At 68.2% G+C, this 14,000-nt stretch carries 10 protein-coding genes; all 10 read right to left on the bottom strand.

The window, feature by feature from the left end:
- Window positions 1-42 precede the first annotated feature (42 nt).
- The 10 genes from ACZ5VC_RS17970 to ngcE all read right to left on the bottom strand — a co-directional run bounded on the left by ACZ5VC_RS17970 (window position 43) and on the right by ngcE (window position 13,538).
- Complete coding sequence (locus ACZ5VC_RS17970; protein WP_469120994.1) at window positions 43-1,101, bottom strand: PLL family lectin; 1,059 nt, start codon at window positions 1,099-1,101, stop codon at window positions 43-45.
- A 263-nt stretch (window positions 1,102-1,364) separates the two neighbouring features.
- Complete coding sequence (locus tag ACZ5VC_RS17965; RefSeq protein WP_469121317.1) at window positions 1,365-2,837, bottom strand: amino acid permease; 1,473 nt, start codon at window positions 2,835-2,837, stop codon at window positions 1,365-1,367.
- 233 nt (window positions 2,838-3,070) lie between these two features.
- Window positions 3,071-5,005: a 1-deoxy-D-xylulose-5-phosphate synthase gene (dxs, locus tag ACZ5VC_RS17960; protein ID WP_469120993.1), complete on the bottom strand. Its 1,935-nt coding sequence runs from the start codon at window positions 5,003-5,005 to the stop codon at window positions 3,071-3,073.
- A 162-nt stretch (window positions 5,006-5,167) separates the two neighbouring features.
- Entirely contained in the window at window positions 5,168-6,505 is a 1,338-nt protein-coding gene (locus tag ACZ5VC_RS17955; protein WP_469120992.1) for a sugar ABC transporter permease, read from the bottom strand.
- Window positions 6,502-7,296 (bottom strand): ATP-binding cassette domain-containing protein, encoded by a 795-nt coding sequence (locus tag ACZ5VC_RS17950; protein WP_469120991.1) that lies wholly within the window; start codon window positions 7,294-7,296, stop codon window positions 6,502-6,504. The genes ACZ5VC_RS17955 and ACZ5VC_RS17950 overlap by 4 nt, the downstream gene beginning before the upstream one ends.
- A 200-nt stretch (window positions 7,297-7,496) precedes the next feature.
- Window positions 7,497-8,594, bottom strand: a complete 1,098-nt coding sequence (locus tag ACZ5VC_RS17945) for a substrate-binding domain-containing protein (protein ID WP_469120990.1) — start codon at window positions 8,592-8,594, stop codon at window positions 7,497-7,499.
- A 121-nt stretch (window positions 8,595-8,715) separates the two neighbouring features.
- Window positions 8,716-9,927: an ROK family transcriptional regulator gene (locus tag ACZ5VC_RS17940; protein WP_469120989.1), complete on the bottom strand. Its 1,212-nt coding sequence runs from the start codon at window positions 9,925-9,927 to the stop codon at window positions 8,716-8,718.
- Between the two features lie 252 nt (window positions 9,928-10,179).
- On the bottom strand, window positions 10,180-11,109 hold the full coding sequence (locus tag ACZ5VC_RS17935; protein ID WP_469120988.1) for a carbohydrate ABC transporter permease: 930 nt from the start codon (window positions 11,107-11,109) through the stop codon (window positions 10,180-10,182).
- Between the two features lie 5 nt (window positions 11,110-11,114).
- Window positions 11,115-12,038: a carbohydrate ABC transporter permease gene (locus tag ACZ5VC_RS17930; protein ID WP_469120987.1), complete on the bottom strand. Its 924-nt coding sequence runs from the start codon at window positions 12,036-12,038 to the stop codon at window positions 11,115-11,117.
- Between the two features lie 48 nt (window positions 12,039-12,086).
- Window positions 12,087-13,538, bottom strand: a complete 1,452-nt coding sequence (ngcE, locus tag ACZ5VC_RS17925) for an N-acetylglucosamine/diacetylchitobiose ABC transporter substrate-binding protein (protein WP_469120986.1) — start codon at window positions 13,536-13,538, stop codon at window positions 12,087-12,089.
- Between the last annotated feature and the right edge of the window lie 462 nt (window positions 13,539-14,000).

Genomic DNA, 14,000 nt, shown 5'->3' with positions numbered 1-14,000 from the left:
GAACTCTGGTCGAGTTCCGGGGCGTTCGCGTGGTGCGGTGCGTCAGACGCGGGTCCAGGTGTCCAGGGCCAGCCCGGACTCCTCCTTCTGGCGTGTGACCCGCAGCGTGCCGTCCGTGCCGATGGCCGCGAGGACCACGCGGCCGCGCGCGTCGACGGCGAGGGCCGGAACGCCGGTGCACGGGTCGCCGGTCGTGGACCAGTCCGCGCCCGCCTCCTCGTGCTCGGTCGGGTACGCGGTCAGAGCGGGGCGGCCGGAAGCGTCGCGCTGGGCCAGCAGCGTGCAGTCGGTGCCGTCGACCGGGGTGCGCAGCACGGCGACCGGACCGGTGCCCCTCTCGCCGCCGAGGGACTGCGTGCTGCCGCCGGGGCGCCAGGCCTGGACGGCTCCGGACTTCGCGTCGCGCCAGAACCGGGTGACGGTGTCGCTGCCCGTGCGGGTGGCGGCGAAGGTGCCGTCGGCGATCGCGGCCGGGAAGTCGTCGACGCGCGGGAAGTCCGTCCCGAGTGCCTCCTGGCTCCAGCGCAGGACGGTGTCGTCGCCGGGACCGTAAATGTCCACCAGGCCGGTCTCGTTGGTGACCGCGGCGACGGTGGTGGTGATGTCCTTGCCCTTGAGGTCGGCCCACTTGGGCTGCCAGCGGCCGTTGGTGCCCTGGCTGCGGCCGCACACTCCGCCACCCGCGTTGCGGATGAGGACGTGCAGGGAGCCGCCCCGGTCCAGGGCCGTCGCCGGCACACCGATCTGGGCGGCGAAGTGCCGGTGCTTGGGCAGGACGTAGGGGGTGCCGAGCGGGTGCCAGTCCCGCATGGGGCGGCCCGACTGGTACTGGACTCCGTAGACGACGCTCACGTCGAGCTGGCCGTCGGCCCCGGGGCGGCGGCGCAGGCCGGTCAGGTAAACGTAGCCCTCGGGGCTCTGCACGAGGGAGAGGTACGGCACCAGTCCGGGTGCCGGGAGCAGCTCACGGGTCCACTCGGGGCCGCCGGGGGTGGTCTCCGTCCAGCGGATGATCGCCCCTTCGGCGGGCGCGTACGCGGTGAGCCTGCCGTCCTTGCCGCGCAGCAGCCAGTTGGCGGTCGCCGGCAGCGGGGTCTCCATCGGTACGCCGGCCTCCGGCCGCGCGGAGCGGGACGGGGACGGTTGCGGTTCGGACTTCCGACCCTGTGATTTGCGCGCGGACCACACGGCCATGGTCTGTTGACCACCTTCCCTGACACCCTTGAATCCTGGCGACAATAACATTCGGCGCCTTCTCCCCCTCGGTCGGGAGGACCCTTCGATGATCGCGACGGGACCCGGACACACGGCGGCGGGGCGGCCGTACCTCCGCCGCCCCGCCGCCGTTCCACAGTCCTCGCGGGTCACTCGTTGGTGGCGCCACGCCCCAGTCGGCTGTGGGAGCGTCCGTACGCGAAGTACACGACGAAGCCGATCGCCATCCAGATGCCGAACCGCAGCCAGGTCTCGGCGGGCAGGTTGAGCATCAGCCACACGGAGGCGGCCACCGACAGGATCGGCACCAGCGGGACCAGCGGGGTACGGAAGGAGCGGTGGAGGTCGGGGCGGGTGCGGCGCAGGATGATCACGCCGAGGGCCACGACGACGAAGGCGAAGAGCGTGCCGATGTTCACCAGGGTGGCCAGCTCCTCGATGCTGGTGAAGCCCGCGATGATCGCGATGATCACGCCGAGGAGGATGGTCGGGCGGTACGGCGTGCGGAACCGGGGGTGGGTCACGGAGAAGAACCGGGGCAGCAGCCCGTCGCGGCTCATCGCGAAGAACACCCGGGTCTGGCCGAGCAGCAGGATCATGCACACCGTGGTCAGACCGACGGCCGCGCCGAAGCTGATGATGCCGGCGTAGAACGGATGGCCGGCGGCCTTGAAGGCGTCGGCGAGCGGCGCGCTGACCGACATCTCGGTGTAGTGCTGCATGCCGGTGACGACGAGCGAGACGGCGACGTACAGCACGGTGCAGATGAGCAGGGAGCCGAGGATGCCCCGTGGCATGTCACGCTGCGGAAGCTTGGTCTCCTCGGCGGCGGTGGCCACCACGTCGAAGCCGATGAAGGCGAAGAAGACGACGGAGGCGGCGGTGAAGATGCCGAGGACGCCGAAGTTGGTGGGCTCGTAGCCGAAGATCAGCTGGATCAGCGGGGCGTCGAGGCCGGAGCCGCCCTCCTGCTTCTGGGCCGGCGGGATGAACGGGTCGTAGTTGGCGGCCTTGACGAAGAACAGGCCGGCGATGATGACGATCAGGACGACCGTGACCTTGATCGCCACGACGACCGCGGTGACCCGCGCGGACAGCTTCATGCCGATGACCAGGATCACGGTCAGCAGCAGGACCAGGAGGAAGGCCAGGAGGTCGAAACCGAACCCCTCGGCCACGTCCGGGCCGGACAGCGCGTCCGGCATGGACCAGTCCACGTTGTCCATCAGCGAGCGCACGTACCCCGACCAGCCGACGGCGACGACGGCGGTGCCGAGCGCGAACTCCAGGACCAGGTCCCAGCCGATGATCCAGGCCGGCAGTTCCCCGAGCGAGGCGTACGAGAAGGTGTACGCCGAGCCGGCCACCGGCACGGTCGAGGCGAACTCCGCGTAGCAGAGGGCGGCCAGCGCGCAGACGACGCCTGCGGCGACGAAGGCGAGGGCCGTGGCCGGTCCCGCGGTCTCCTTGGCCACCTTGCCGGTGAGCACGAAGATGCCGGTGCCGATGATGACGCCGACGCCGAAGACCGTCAGATCCCAGGCGGAGAGGGATCTGCGGAGCATGTGCTCCGGCTCTTCGGTGTCCTGGATCGATTGCTCGACCGTTTTGGTCCGGAACATCCCGGAGCTCTGGCGTGACTGCTGATCCATACTCACCGGCGTACCTCCGTGACCGTCTGCCTAGGGGCTAATGATCGAGAGGGGTGGGGGGCCGCGCCTGCGCACGGAGTCCGTTTCACACGAAAGGGCCGGTCGGAACCCCAGGGGGTGGTCCGACCGGCCCAATGCGCGGGGCACGGCGTTGACGCACCGCTCGCGCGGTGTCCGGAGGAGAGCCGGGTCCCGAACGGACGTCAGTCGCGCGCGGGCTGGGCGATGCCGGAGCGTTCCTCGTCGAGCCTGCTCTCCATCCGGCCGTCGAGCCGGGAGACCAGGCCGGTGACCTGGCGGGCGATGTCCGGTGCGGTCAGTCCGATCTCGGCCATGACCTCCTTGCGGGAGGCGTGGTCGAGGAAGCGCGGCGGGATGCCGAAGTCACGCAGCGGGACGTCGACGCCCGCGTCGCGCAGCGCCTGGGAGATCGCGGTGCCGACGCCGCCGACGCGGATGTTGTCCTCGACGGAGACGACGACCCGGTGGCGGTCCGCGAGCGGTGCCAGCGCCTCGTCGACCGGCTTGACCCAGCGGGGGTCGACGACGGTCGTGGAAATTCCCTGCTTGTCGAGCAGGTCGGCGATCTCCAGGCACATCGGGGCGAGGGCGCCCACGGAGACCAGCAGCACGTCCGGGCGGTCCGTGCCGGGCTCGCGCAGCAGGTCCATCCCGCCGATACGGCCGAGGGCGGGGACGGCCGGGCCGACCGCGCCCTTGGAGAAGCGGACGACGGTCGGCGCGTCGTCGACCTCGACGGCCTCGCGCAGCTGCGCGCGGACCTGGTCGGCGTCGCGCGGCGCGGCGAGCCGCAGACCGGGCACGACCTGGAGGATCGACATGTCCCACATGCCGTTGTGCGAGGCACCGTCGGTGCCGGTGACGCCGGCACGGTCCAGGACGAAGGTGACACCGCACTTGTGCAGGGCCACGTCCATCAGGACCTGGTCGAAGGCCCGGTTGAGGAAGGTGGCGTACACGGCGAAGACGGGGTGCACTCCGCCGGTGGCGAGGCCGGCCGCGGATACCGCTGCGTGCTGCTCGGCGATGCCGACGTCGTACACACGGTCCGGGAAGGCCTTGGCGAACCTGTCGAGGCCGACCGGCTGGAGCATGGCCGCGGTGATCGCGACGATGTCCTCGCGCTCCTTGCCGAGCTCGACCATCTCCTCGCCGAACACGGAGGTCCAGTCGGCGCCGGAGGAGGCGATGGGCAGACCGGTGTCGGGGTGGATCTTCCCGACGGCGTGGAAGCGGTCCGCCTCGTCCTGGAGGGCGGGCTGGTAGCCGCGCCCCTTCTCGGTGAGGCAGTGCACGATCACCGGGCCACCGAAGCGCTTGGCGCGCGTCAGGGCGGACTCCAGGGCCTCGATGTCATGGCCGTCGATGGGCCCGACGTATTTGAGGCCGAGGTCCTCGAACATGCCCTGCGGGGCGATGAAGTCCTTCAGGCCCTTCTTGGCGCCGTGCAGGGTCTCGTAGAGCGGCTTGCCGACGACCGGGGTGCGCTCGAGGATGTCCTTGCCGCGGGCGAGGAAGCGCTCGTAACCGTCGGTCGTACGGAGCGTGGCGAGGTGGTTGGCCAGGCCGCCGATGGTCGGGGCGTAGGAGCGCTCGTTGTCGTTCACCACGATCACGAGCGGGCGGTCCTTGGCGTCCGCGATGTTGTTCAGCGCCTCCCAGGCCATACCGCCCGTGAGCGCGCCGTCGCCGATCACCGCGACGACCCGGTCGTCCTTGCCGAGGACCTCGTTGGCCTTGGCGAGGCCGTCGGCCCAGCCGAGGACCGTCGAGGCGTGGGAGTTCTCGATGACGTCGTGCTCGGACTCGGCACGGGCGGGGTAGCCGGAGAGGCCGCCCTTCATCTTCAGCCGGGAGAAGTCCTGGCGGCCGGTGAGCAGCTTGTGGACGTACGACTGGTGCCCGGTGTCCCAGAGGACCTTGTCCTTCGGGGAGTCGAAGACCCTGTGCAGGGCGATGGTCAGTTCGACCACGCCGAGGTTGGGGCCCAGGTGTCCGCCGGTCTTGGAGACGGCGTCCACGAGGAAGGTCCGGATCTCTGCGGCCAGCTGGTCCAGCTGCTCCGGGGAGAGCCGGTCCAGATCGCGCGGTCCCCTGATACGGGTCAGCAGAGCCACCCGTGCCTCCTTGCCTTTGAGCTGGTCGAGCTTGCCGATTTTGTCGAGTCTAATGTTCCGCTCCCGTCCGCGTTCATCGGGCGCCGGGTCGGAGTCATGCCAATGGCCGAGACGCGACAGTGCCCGGCGCCGGTTCTCGGCGCCGGGCACTGGGTGCGGGTACTACGCGCGACCTGCGGTCTTCTGCGTACGGCGGGAGACCGAGTCGATCACCACGGCGGCCAGCAGGACCGCTCCGGTGATCATGTACTGGATCTCGCTCGCCATGCCGAGCATGTTGAGGCCCTGCTGGATCGCCTGGATGACGATCATTCCGAGGAGCGCCGACCACACCTTGCCGCGGCCGCCGAAGAGGCTGGTGCCGCCGATGACGGCCGCCGCGATGACGAGCATCAGGGTGTTGCCGCCGCCGAGGCTCTTGGTGGCGCCGCCGGAGAGGCTGGCCACGAAGAGACCGCCGAAGGCCGCGAGCATGCCGGACAGGCCGAAGACGGTCATGCGGACCCGGTCGACGTTGATACCGGCACGGCGGGCCGCCTCGGCGTTGCCGCCGACCGCGAAGACCTGGCGGCCGAAGGTGGTGCGGCGGGCGGCGAAGTCCGCGACGACCAGGACCGCGAGGAAGAGCACCAGGGCGAGCGGCAGGCCGCGGGCACCCTCGGGCTCGTTCAGGACGAACGCCACGACGAAGCACAGCACCGCGACGACCACCGTGCGCAGCACGATCTCGCTGGTCGGGCGGGCGGGCAGGGCCGCGGCCTTGCGGCGCTTGCTGTCCAGCAGCAGGGAGGCGGCGTACGCGAGGACGGCGGCGGCGGCCAGGCCGTATGCCGCGGCCTTGTCCTCGAAGTAGTAGCCGGTCAGGTTCTCGACGATGCTGCCGGTCGGCGCGTTGATCGAGCCTTCCTTGCCCATCATCCAGATCTGCAGACCGCTCCAGCCGAGGAAGCCCGCCAGGGTGACCACGAAGGCCGGCACGCCGATCTTCGCGAAGAAGAAGCCCTGGAGCACGCCGATGACCAGGCCGCAGACGACGGCGATGACGACGGAGAGCCCGTCGTTCAGGCCATTGGTGACGCTGAGCACCGCCCAGACGGCGGCGCCGACGCCCGCGACCGAGCCGACCGACAGGTCGATCTCGCCCAGCAGCAGGACGAAGACGATGCCCACGGCCATGATGCCGAGGCCCGAGGTGTAGACCGCGATGTTGGCGATGGAGCTGGCGGAGAGGAAGTTGCTGTTCTGCGTCTGGAAGACGATCGCGATGACGATCAGGCCCAGGACGACGGGCAGCGAGCCGAGTTCACCGCCGCGGACCTTGCGGGTGAACTCGGTCCAGTAGCCCTTCAGTCCCTCCTCGCGGACCAGCAGGCGGGGGTCGACGGCCGGGATGGGCGCCGCCGACTCGTCCACGGTCTCCGGCGCCGGCGACCCGGGGGCCGTGGGCTCGGAGGACCCGGACTTCTTGGGGCTCTTGGGGGTCTTGGCGAGGTCGCTCACTTCGCGTCCTCCTTCGTGGCCGTACGCGCCTGCCGACGGGTCACGGCGTTGTCCGTGGCGCCGGTGATCGCGGCGATGATCGTTTCGTGCGAGGTGTCCTTCACGTCGAAGACACCGTTGTTGCGGCCGAGGCGCAGTACGGCGACCCGGTCGGCGACGGCTCGCACATCCGCCATGTTGTGGCTGATGAGGATGACGCCGTGGCCGCGCTCGCGCAGTCGCTCGACCAGGTCGAGGACCTGGGCGGTCTGCTCGACGCCGAGTGCGGCGGTCGGCTCGTCCAGGATGACGACCTTGGGGTCGCCGATCAGCGCGCGGGCGATGGCGACGACCTGCCGCTGACCGCCGGAGAGCGAGGCCACCGGGATGCGGACGCTCGGGATGCGGATGGACAGCGTGTCCAGCAGCTCCTTGGCGCGCTTCTCCATCTGGATCTCGTTCAGGACGGAGGCGCTGCGCAGCTCGTTGCCGAGGAAGAGGTTGGCGACGACGTCAAGGTTGTCGCAGAGCGCGAGGTCCTGGTAGACGGTGGCGACGCCGAGGTTCTGGGAGTCGTGCGGCCGGTTGATCTGGACCGGCCTGCCGTCCCATTCGATGGTGCCCTCGTCGATCGGGTGGACACCCGAGATGGTCTTGACGAGGGTCGACTTGCCGGCGCCGTTGTCGCCGACAAGGGCGACCACCTCACCGGCGTGGATCTCCAGCTCTACGTCCGTGAGCGCCTGGACGGCGCCGAACCGCTTGGAGACTCCGCGCAACGCCAGCACGGGCGTAGCGGACACGTGAATCATCTCCTTGCCGCCTGACCGGCGGGGATGGTGGTGCGTTGGAGCACAGGGGTCGAGGGGAGTCCGGCGCCCCGCCCCCGCTGCGGGGCGTTGGTCGGGGCGGGGTGCCGGACCGGTTCGAGAAGGCGTCGGGGCGGGTATGCGGTCCCGCCCCGGGGCCTTGCCGACGGGGGTGTTGCCCGGTGTCGGCGGCGGAGGACCGGCTACTTGATGCCGGCCGCGTCGCAGGCGGCCTTGTACTCGGCGGTGCAGATGTCCGCGGCCTTGTAGACGCCGTCCTTGATGATCGTGTCGGCGATGTTGTCCTTGGTCACGATCTGCGCGTCGTACAGCTTGGCGGGCGTGCCCTTGAACTCACCGGTGAGGCTGTCGACCTTGACCGGGGTCAGGTCGTCGATCTTCTCGCCCTTGAGCAGCTTCACGGCGATCTCGGCGGTGGTCTCGGCCTCCGGCTTGATCTGCTTGTAGATCGTGAAGGCCTGGTCGCCCTTCAGGATCCGCTGCAGACCCGCCAGTTCGGCGTCCTGGCCGCCGACCGGGACCTTGATGCCCTGCTTGTTGAGGGCGGTGATGATGCCGCCGGCCATGCCGTCGTTGGCGGAGTAGACGCCCTGGAAGCCGTCCTTGCCCAGGGAGTCGATGGCGGCGCCCATCTTCTTGTTGGCCTCGTCCGGGGACCAGTCCGGGATGTCCTGCTCGTAGACGACCTTCTTGACCTGCTTGTCGAGGACGCTGTGGGCGCCCTTCTTGAACAGCGGGGCGTTCGGGTCGGTCGGCGAGCCGTTGATCATGACGACGTTGGCGTCCTTGGACTTGTCGCCGAGCGCCTTGACCAGGCCCTCGCCCTGCAGGCGGCCGATCTTCTCGTTGTCGTAACTGACGTAGGCGGAGATGGGTCCCTCGGCCAGCCGGTCGTACGCGACGACCTTGACGCCCTTCTTCTCCGCCTGCTGGACCCAGGACTTCGTGGCCTTGTAGTCGACCGAGTCGAGAATGATGACCTTGACGCCCTGGGTGACGAGCGCGTCGAACTGCTTCTTCTGCGTCTCGGTGTCCTGTGCGGCGTTGTTGTACTTGACCTCGCAGTCGGAACACAGAGCCTTGATCTTCGCCTCCATGATGGGGCGGTCGAAGGTCTCGTAACGCGTGGTCTTGTTCTCCGGCAGCAGCAGACCGATGGTCTTGTTGTCGCCGCCGCTGCCGCCCGAGTCGCTGTCGCCCGCCTTGCCGCAGGCGGCGATGGAGAGGGCCATGGAAACGGCGGCCGTGCCTACGACGACGCGGCGCGTCATTGAGTTCATGTGGGTTGCCTCCCTGACGAGGCCGCGACGTTGCGGCCGAGGTGGCTGAAAGTCAACTCGGCCACCACCCCAGCGTCAAGGAGTAAATCTTTAACGAGATGACAACGGTGCCATTCGTTATCTAAGTGAAGACAGGCGTAGAGGCTGGCGCGGAGGCCGGAAGCGCACTTTCCAGTAGGGATGAATCTCCCATTTCACTCAGTACTAGGGCAAGTGCCCCCAGAACTTCGGCGCGGCCTCCGAGCGCCCCGGGGGCCACCGACAGCTGCCGGGCGGCGCTGGGGATGGCATAGCGCGAGACGGAGTCGCGGATGGGCCCGAGGACCAGCTCACCGGCCTCGGCGAGATCTCCGCCGAGGACCACCCGGCTGGGGTTGAGAAGGTTGCAGAGGTTCGCCACCCCGCTGCCGATGTGCCGCCCGACGTCGGCGACGACCCGGCGGCAGCCGGGGTCTCCCTCGCGCGCCAGCTGCACGACCCGCTCCATGGTCAGGTCGGGTCCGTGACTGGGCTGGAGCAGCGGCAGCACGTACCGGGCGGCCGTGAACGTCTCCAGGCAGCCCCGGTTGCCGCAGCGGCAGACCGGCCCCGACTCGTCGAGGGTGATGTGCCCGATCTCGCCGGCGGTGCCGCCGGGGCCCCGGTAGATCTGCCCGTCGATCACCAGTCCCGCGCCCACACCGCTGGCGACCTTGATGTAAGCGAGGTCCTTGACGCCCCGGCCGCTGCCCCAGACCAGCTCGCCGAGCGCGCCGAGGTTGGCGTCGTTGTCCACATACACGGGCACACCGAGGCGGCCGGAGAGCTCCTCGGACGGGTTGATGCCGGTCCAGCCCGGGAGGATGGAGGTGGAGCCGAGGGTTCCGGACGAGACGTCGATGGGGCCCGGGACGCCGAGGCCGACGCCGACGACCTTCTCCTGGCCGATACCGGTGGCCGCGATCAGCCGCTTGACCAGCTGTTCCGCCCGGTCGAAGCCCTCAGCGGACGAGGCGTCGACATCGAGGGGCTCGGACTCCTCCGCAAGCACCTGGTGGGCCAGGTTGCCCACCGCCACGCGCAGGTGGGTGTGGCCGAAGTCGACCCCGATGACGATGCCCGCGTCGCCGCTGAGCGAGACGCTGCGGGCCCTGCGCCCGCCCGCCGAGGTGGGGGTGACCTCGACGGTGCCGCCGTCCTTCAGCTCCCGGACGATGTTGGAGACGGTGGCCGCCGAGAGGCCGGTAGCTCTCGCGATCTCCGCCTGGGTGAGTGAACCGGCCATACGCACCGCTCGTACGACCCGCTCGAGATTGGCCCGATGCAGAGATGTCTGCGAACCCGGAGTCTCCATCGACTCACTCACTCCTGCCGTTTTCTCCAACATGTGAACTCTAAGGGGAGCCTTTTGGGTTGGTCTCCGTCAAGACCTTGAGCGGGCCGGGACTCCGATGAGCAGTTCCGCTATGGAAACGCCCGATTTATTCCTGTCTGTTCCTTCCACCGTGGCCGAACCGGGGCGACGGCGCACGACGAAGGCCCCGGCGGGGATGCCCGCCGGGGCCTTGCACCGGTACCGCGTGTACGGCTCGTGCGACCGTGGCCCCTACTTCAGGGCTCCGGCGGTGAGGCCGGCCACCACCTGCCGCTGGAAGACGATGTACGCCGCCAGAACGGGCAGCATCGCGATCACCAGACCGGCGAAGAGACCGGAGTAGTCCCCTTTGTATCCCTGGCTGGTGGAGAGCTCGACCAGGCCCTGCGCGAGGACGCGCTTGTCCGGGTCGGTGTTCAGCACCGTGGGCAGCATGTACTGGTTCCACTGGCCGAGGAAGTTGAAGATCCCGACGCTGATCAGGCCCGGCCGGGCCAGCGGCAGCATCACCTGGAAGAAGGTCCGGGTGTGCGAGGCCCCGTCGATCATGGCCGCCTCGGCGATGGACGTCGGCAGCGTCCGGAAGAACGAGGTCAGGAAGAAGACGGTGAACGGCAGCGAGTACGCGATGTAGACCAGGATCAGGCCGTGCATCGTGTTCAGCAGTCCGGTGTTGTCCATGACGAAGAAGAGCGGCACCAGCGCCAGCATCACCGGGAAGCTCATGCCTCCGACGAAGAGGTAGTAGATGAACCGGTTCCCGGGGAACTCGAAGCGCGCCAGGACGTAGGCGGCCATCGAACCGAAGAGGAGCGTGCCGACGAGGGAGCCGGCCACCACGATGAGCGTGTTCACGAAGTAGTCGCTCATGTGCGCTTCGGTCCACGCCCGCGACCAGTTCTCGAAGAGCAGCGAGTCGGGCAGGCCCCAGGGCTCCTCGAAGATGGCCGTGTCCGTCTTGAACGACGTCATGACCGCCCACAGCAGGGGCAGCACGACCATGATCGCCCAGAGGATCAGCATGCCGTGCGAGAAGACATTGAGGACGGCGCCGTCGCTGCCCCGCTTCGCCGGCCGGGGGGCCTGCTTGGCGAGGGGCGCGCGCTGCTCGGGTACGGCGGTGCCGCCGAGCCCGGCGGGAGGGGTGTCAGTGGTCTTCATCGGAATCAGAACTCCAGCCGCTCACGCCGGCCCACTCGCAGCACGATGGCCGCGAAGGCCAGTGTCACAAGGAGCAGGGCGACGCCGATCGTGGTCGCGTAGGCCGCCTGGCCGTCCCGGAATGCCGCCTGGTAGACGTAGAGCGGCAGGACCGTCGTCGCGTAGTCGGGGCCGCCGGGGCCGACCGACATGATGTGGACGACGGCGAAGGCTTCGGCGCCCAGCGCCAGGATGCCCATGTAGACCCAGCCCGACTGCACGGTGTCCCTGAGCAGCGGCAGGGTGATCCTGAAGAAGGTGGTGACGCGGCTCGCGCCGTCGAGCAGCGCCGCTTCGTAGAAGTCCTTGGGGATCGACGCCATGCCGGCGGAGAAGAGCACCACGAAGAAGCCGACCGTGCACCAGACGAGCACCGCCATGATGCACCACAGGGCCAGTTCGGGGTCGCCGAGCCAGTTCGGCTGGAAATCCTCCAGGCCGACGGCCTTGAAGAATCCGTTGATCATGCCCTGGGCGGGGTCGTACGCGAACTGGAAGAGGATCGCCACGATCGCGATCGACAGCACTTGCGGGAAGAAATACGCGATCTTGTAGAAGCCCGAGCCCCGTACGCCGCCGACGGCGGCGCCCTTACGGCGCCGCCCACCGACATTGATCATGAAAGCGAAGAAGAGCGCGAGGCCGAGCGTCACCAGCGGAAGCACCAGCGCGAGCAGAACGCTGTGCCGGAGGGATTTCCAGAAGATGTCGTCGTGGAACATCTTCGTGTAGTTGTCGAAGCCGACCATGGTGAAGTCGGGGCTCAGACCGGTCCAGTCGGTGAACGAGTAATAAATGGACTGGATGAACGGCCAGATGACGAAAACGGCGTACAACGCCAGGGGAATCGCCAAGAACCCGACGATGAACCGGTATTTACCGTGTTGCATTGCGACCGACTCCGACCTTCCTGTGCTGCTGCCGCTGGTGACGCGCTGTCACTTCTGGTGCTTGAAGTGCTTGATGGACGAGTCCTTGGCCGCGGCGTCCGCGAAGCCCTGGATCTTCTTGATGGTCTCCGCGGGGGTCGCCCGTCCCGCCATCATCTCGCCCAGACCGGCGACACCGATCTGCTCCTTCTGGAGCTTGACGTACCAGTCCTGCAGGCGCGGGTTCACCACGTTCGCGCCGGCCTTCTCCAGCGCGGCGACACCGGACTTGAGACCGTCGGACAGCTCGATACCGGTCGTGCCGCCGTTGAACGCGGACAGCGACTTGGTGTTGGCGGTGAAGCTCTTCGAGGAGGCCTCGCTGAGCATGATGCGCAGCTGCTCCATGCCGCCCTCGGGGTTCTTCGCCTTCGCCGGGACGATGAAGGGCTCACCGCCGGACGCCCAGATGGTGCCGAAGGGCATCTTGTCGGAGGCGTCCAGGCCGGAGGGCGCGCCGACGGCGAGCTTGAAGTCCTTCGGGATGAACTTCGCCTCCTCGTTCTCCACCCAGGAGCCGTTCGGGATGAACAGCGCCTTGCCGCGGGCCCAGGCGCCCTGCGACCCGCGGTGGTCGAGGCCGGGCGTGCCCTGGAGGATGTAGCCCTTGGCGAAGAGCTCGTAGTACGCCTCGAAGGCGGCCTTGACGGCGGGGTGTTCCCAGGCCTTCGGCTCCAGGTTGTCGATGGCGTCGAGGACCTCGACACCGCCGATCTTGGCGATGAAGGGGTAGAGCGAGAACGGCAGGTAGTACGGGTGCTTGCCCGGGTACGTCCAGCCGGCGATGCCCTGCTTCTTCGCCTTCGCGCACAGGGCGAGCATCTCGTCCCAGGTCTCCGGGTACTTCGCGTCCAGCTTGTCCAGCGCGGTCTGCGAGTACCAGACGCCGTACACGGTGTAGGCGTAGTACATGATCCAGACGGGTGCGCCGTCGAACTGGCCCATCTCGACGATTCCGGGCCGCAGGGTGTCGCGGACCTTCTTGTTCGGGTCGTCGATGGAGGGGGCGTCGAGCAGCGGAGTGAGGTCGGTCAGCTGCTTCTTGCCGACCAGGACGCCCATGTCCATCTGCTGGGCGCCGGAGTTGTCGATCAGGTCCGGCGGGGTCCCGCCGTTGAAGCGCGGCTGGAGCACCGACTGGATCTTCTGGGTCTTGGAGAACTTGACCTTGGCCTTGGGGTAGTTCTTCTCGTAGACCTTGTTGGCGTCCTCGGCGTACTGCGTGCCGAAACCACCGTCGAAAATGACAACGTCGAGCGGCGCGGACTCATTGACGGCGAGGGGGTTCTTCGCCGACTTCTCGCCCTTCGCGGCCTTGCCCTTGTCGGCGCCGCTGTCGCCGCTCGCGCAGGCTGACAGGAAGCTCATCGTCGGAACCGTGATCAGGCCGAGTGCGGCCGAACGCTTGATCAGATCGCGACGGCCAAGGCCCTCATTGTTACGGGCGGAGGTGGATCCCATGCTCAAGTCCTCGCCTTCTCCAGGACTCAGGCGGTGTACCGGTCGCCCGTCCTTCTCGCCTGAGGCGAAGGGCCCCGCCACCGCGTTCCATTGCAGCTTGGGTCATGCACGTGTGCAGCTTGGTCATGTCATGTGCAGCGTGGGTCGTGCAAGGGTCGCCCGGTCGTACGGGATGGCCCGCACGTCCCCGTTTCCCCCTGTCCGGGCCATCATCATGAAGGACTGGCCGGACGCCGACAGGTATAGTCCACTTCCCGCCAACTGAGCAAGATCGAAAGCAAGTTTGGGCGGCAGTCTTTCCCGAGTTGAGACCTCCGGGATATCCGTGACGGTTCTGCACGCATTCGCCCCCGGGGAGGCTCTGCAGAATGACTGAATCCACCCTTTTGGCGTCGCCAACACCCTTGACACCACCAGGTACTTACCTCCCTACTGGACCCTGCGCCATGGAATTGACAACGT

Source organism: Streptomyces sp. NPDC033174 (assembly GCF_055577795.1).
The sequence above is the reverse complement of the archived record's forward strand: the minus strand, read 5'-3'. Positions and strand labels throughout refer to the sequence as shown.

What these genes read in the sequence shown, in the direction of transcription:
- ACZ5VC_RS17930 (WP_469120987.1), bottom strand. Translation starts at nt 12,038, where the DNA reads ATGCAACACGGTAAATACCGGTTCATCGTCGGGTTCTTGGCGATTCCC.
- ACZ5VC_RS17935 (WP_469120988.1), bottom strand. Translation starts at nt 11,109, where the DNA reads ATGAAGACCACTGACACCCCTCCCGCCGGGCTCGGCGGCACCGCCGTA.
- ACZ5VC_RS17945 (WP_469120990.1), bottom strand. Translation starts at nt 8,594, where the DNA reads ATGAACTCAATGACGCGCCGCGTCGTCGTAGGCACGGCCGCCGTTTCC.
- ngcE (WP_469120986.1), bottom strand. Translation starts at nt 13,538, where the DNA reads ATGGGATCCACCTCCGCCCGTAACAATGAGGGCCTTGGCCGTCGCGAT.
- ACZ5VC_RS17970 (WP_469120994.1), bottom strand. Translation starts at nt 1,101, where the DNA reads ATGGAGACCCCGCTGCCGGCGACCGCCAACTGGCTGCTGCGCGGCAAG.
- ACZ5VC_RS17940 (WP_469120989.1), bottom strand. Translation starts at nt 9,927, where the DNA reads ATGGAGACTCCGGGTTCGCAGACATCTCTGCATCGGGCCAATCTCGAG.
- ACZ5VC_RS17965 (WP_469121317.1), bottom strand. Translation starts at nt 2,837, where the DNA reads ATGTTCCGGACCAAAACGGTCGAGCAATCGATCCAGGACACCGAAGAG.
- ACZ5VC_RS17950 (WP_469120991.1), bottom strand. Translation starts at nt 7,296, where the DNA reads ATGATTCACGTGTCCGCTACGCCCGTGCTGGCGTTGCGCGGAGTCTCC.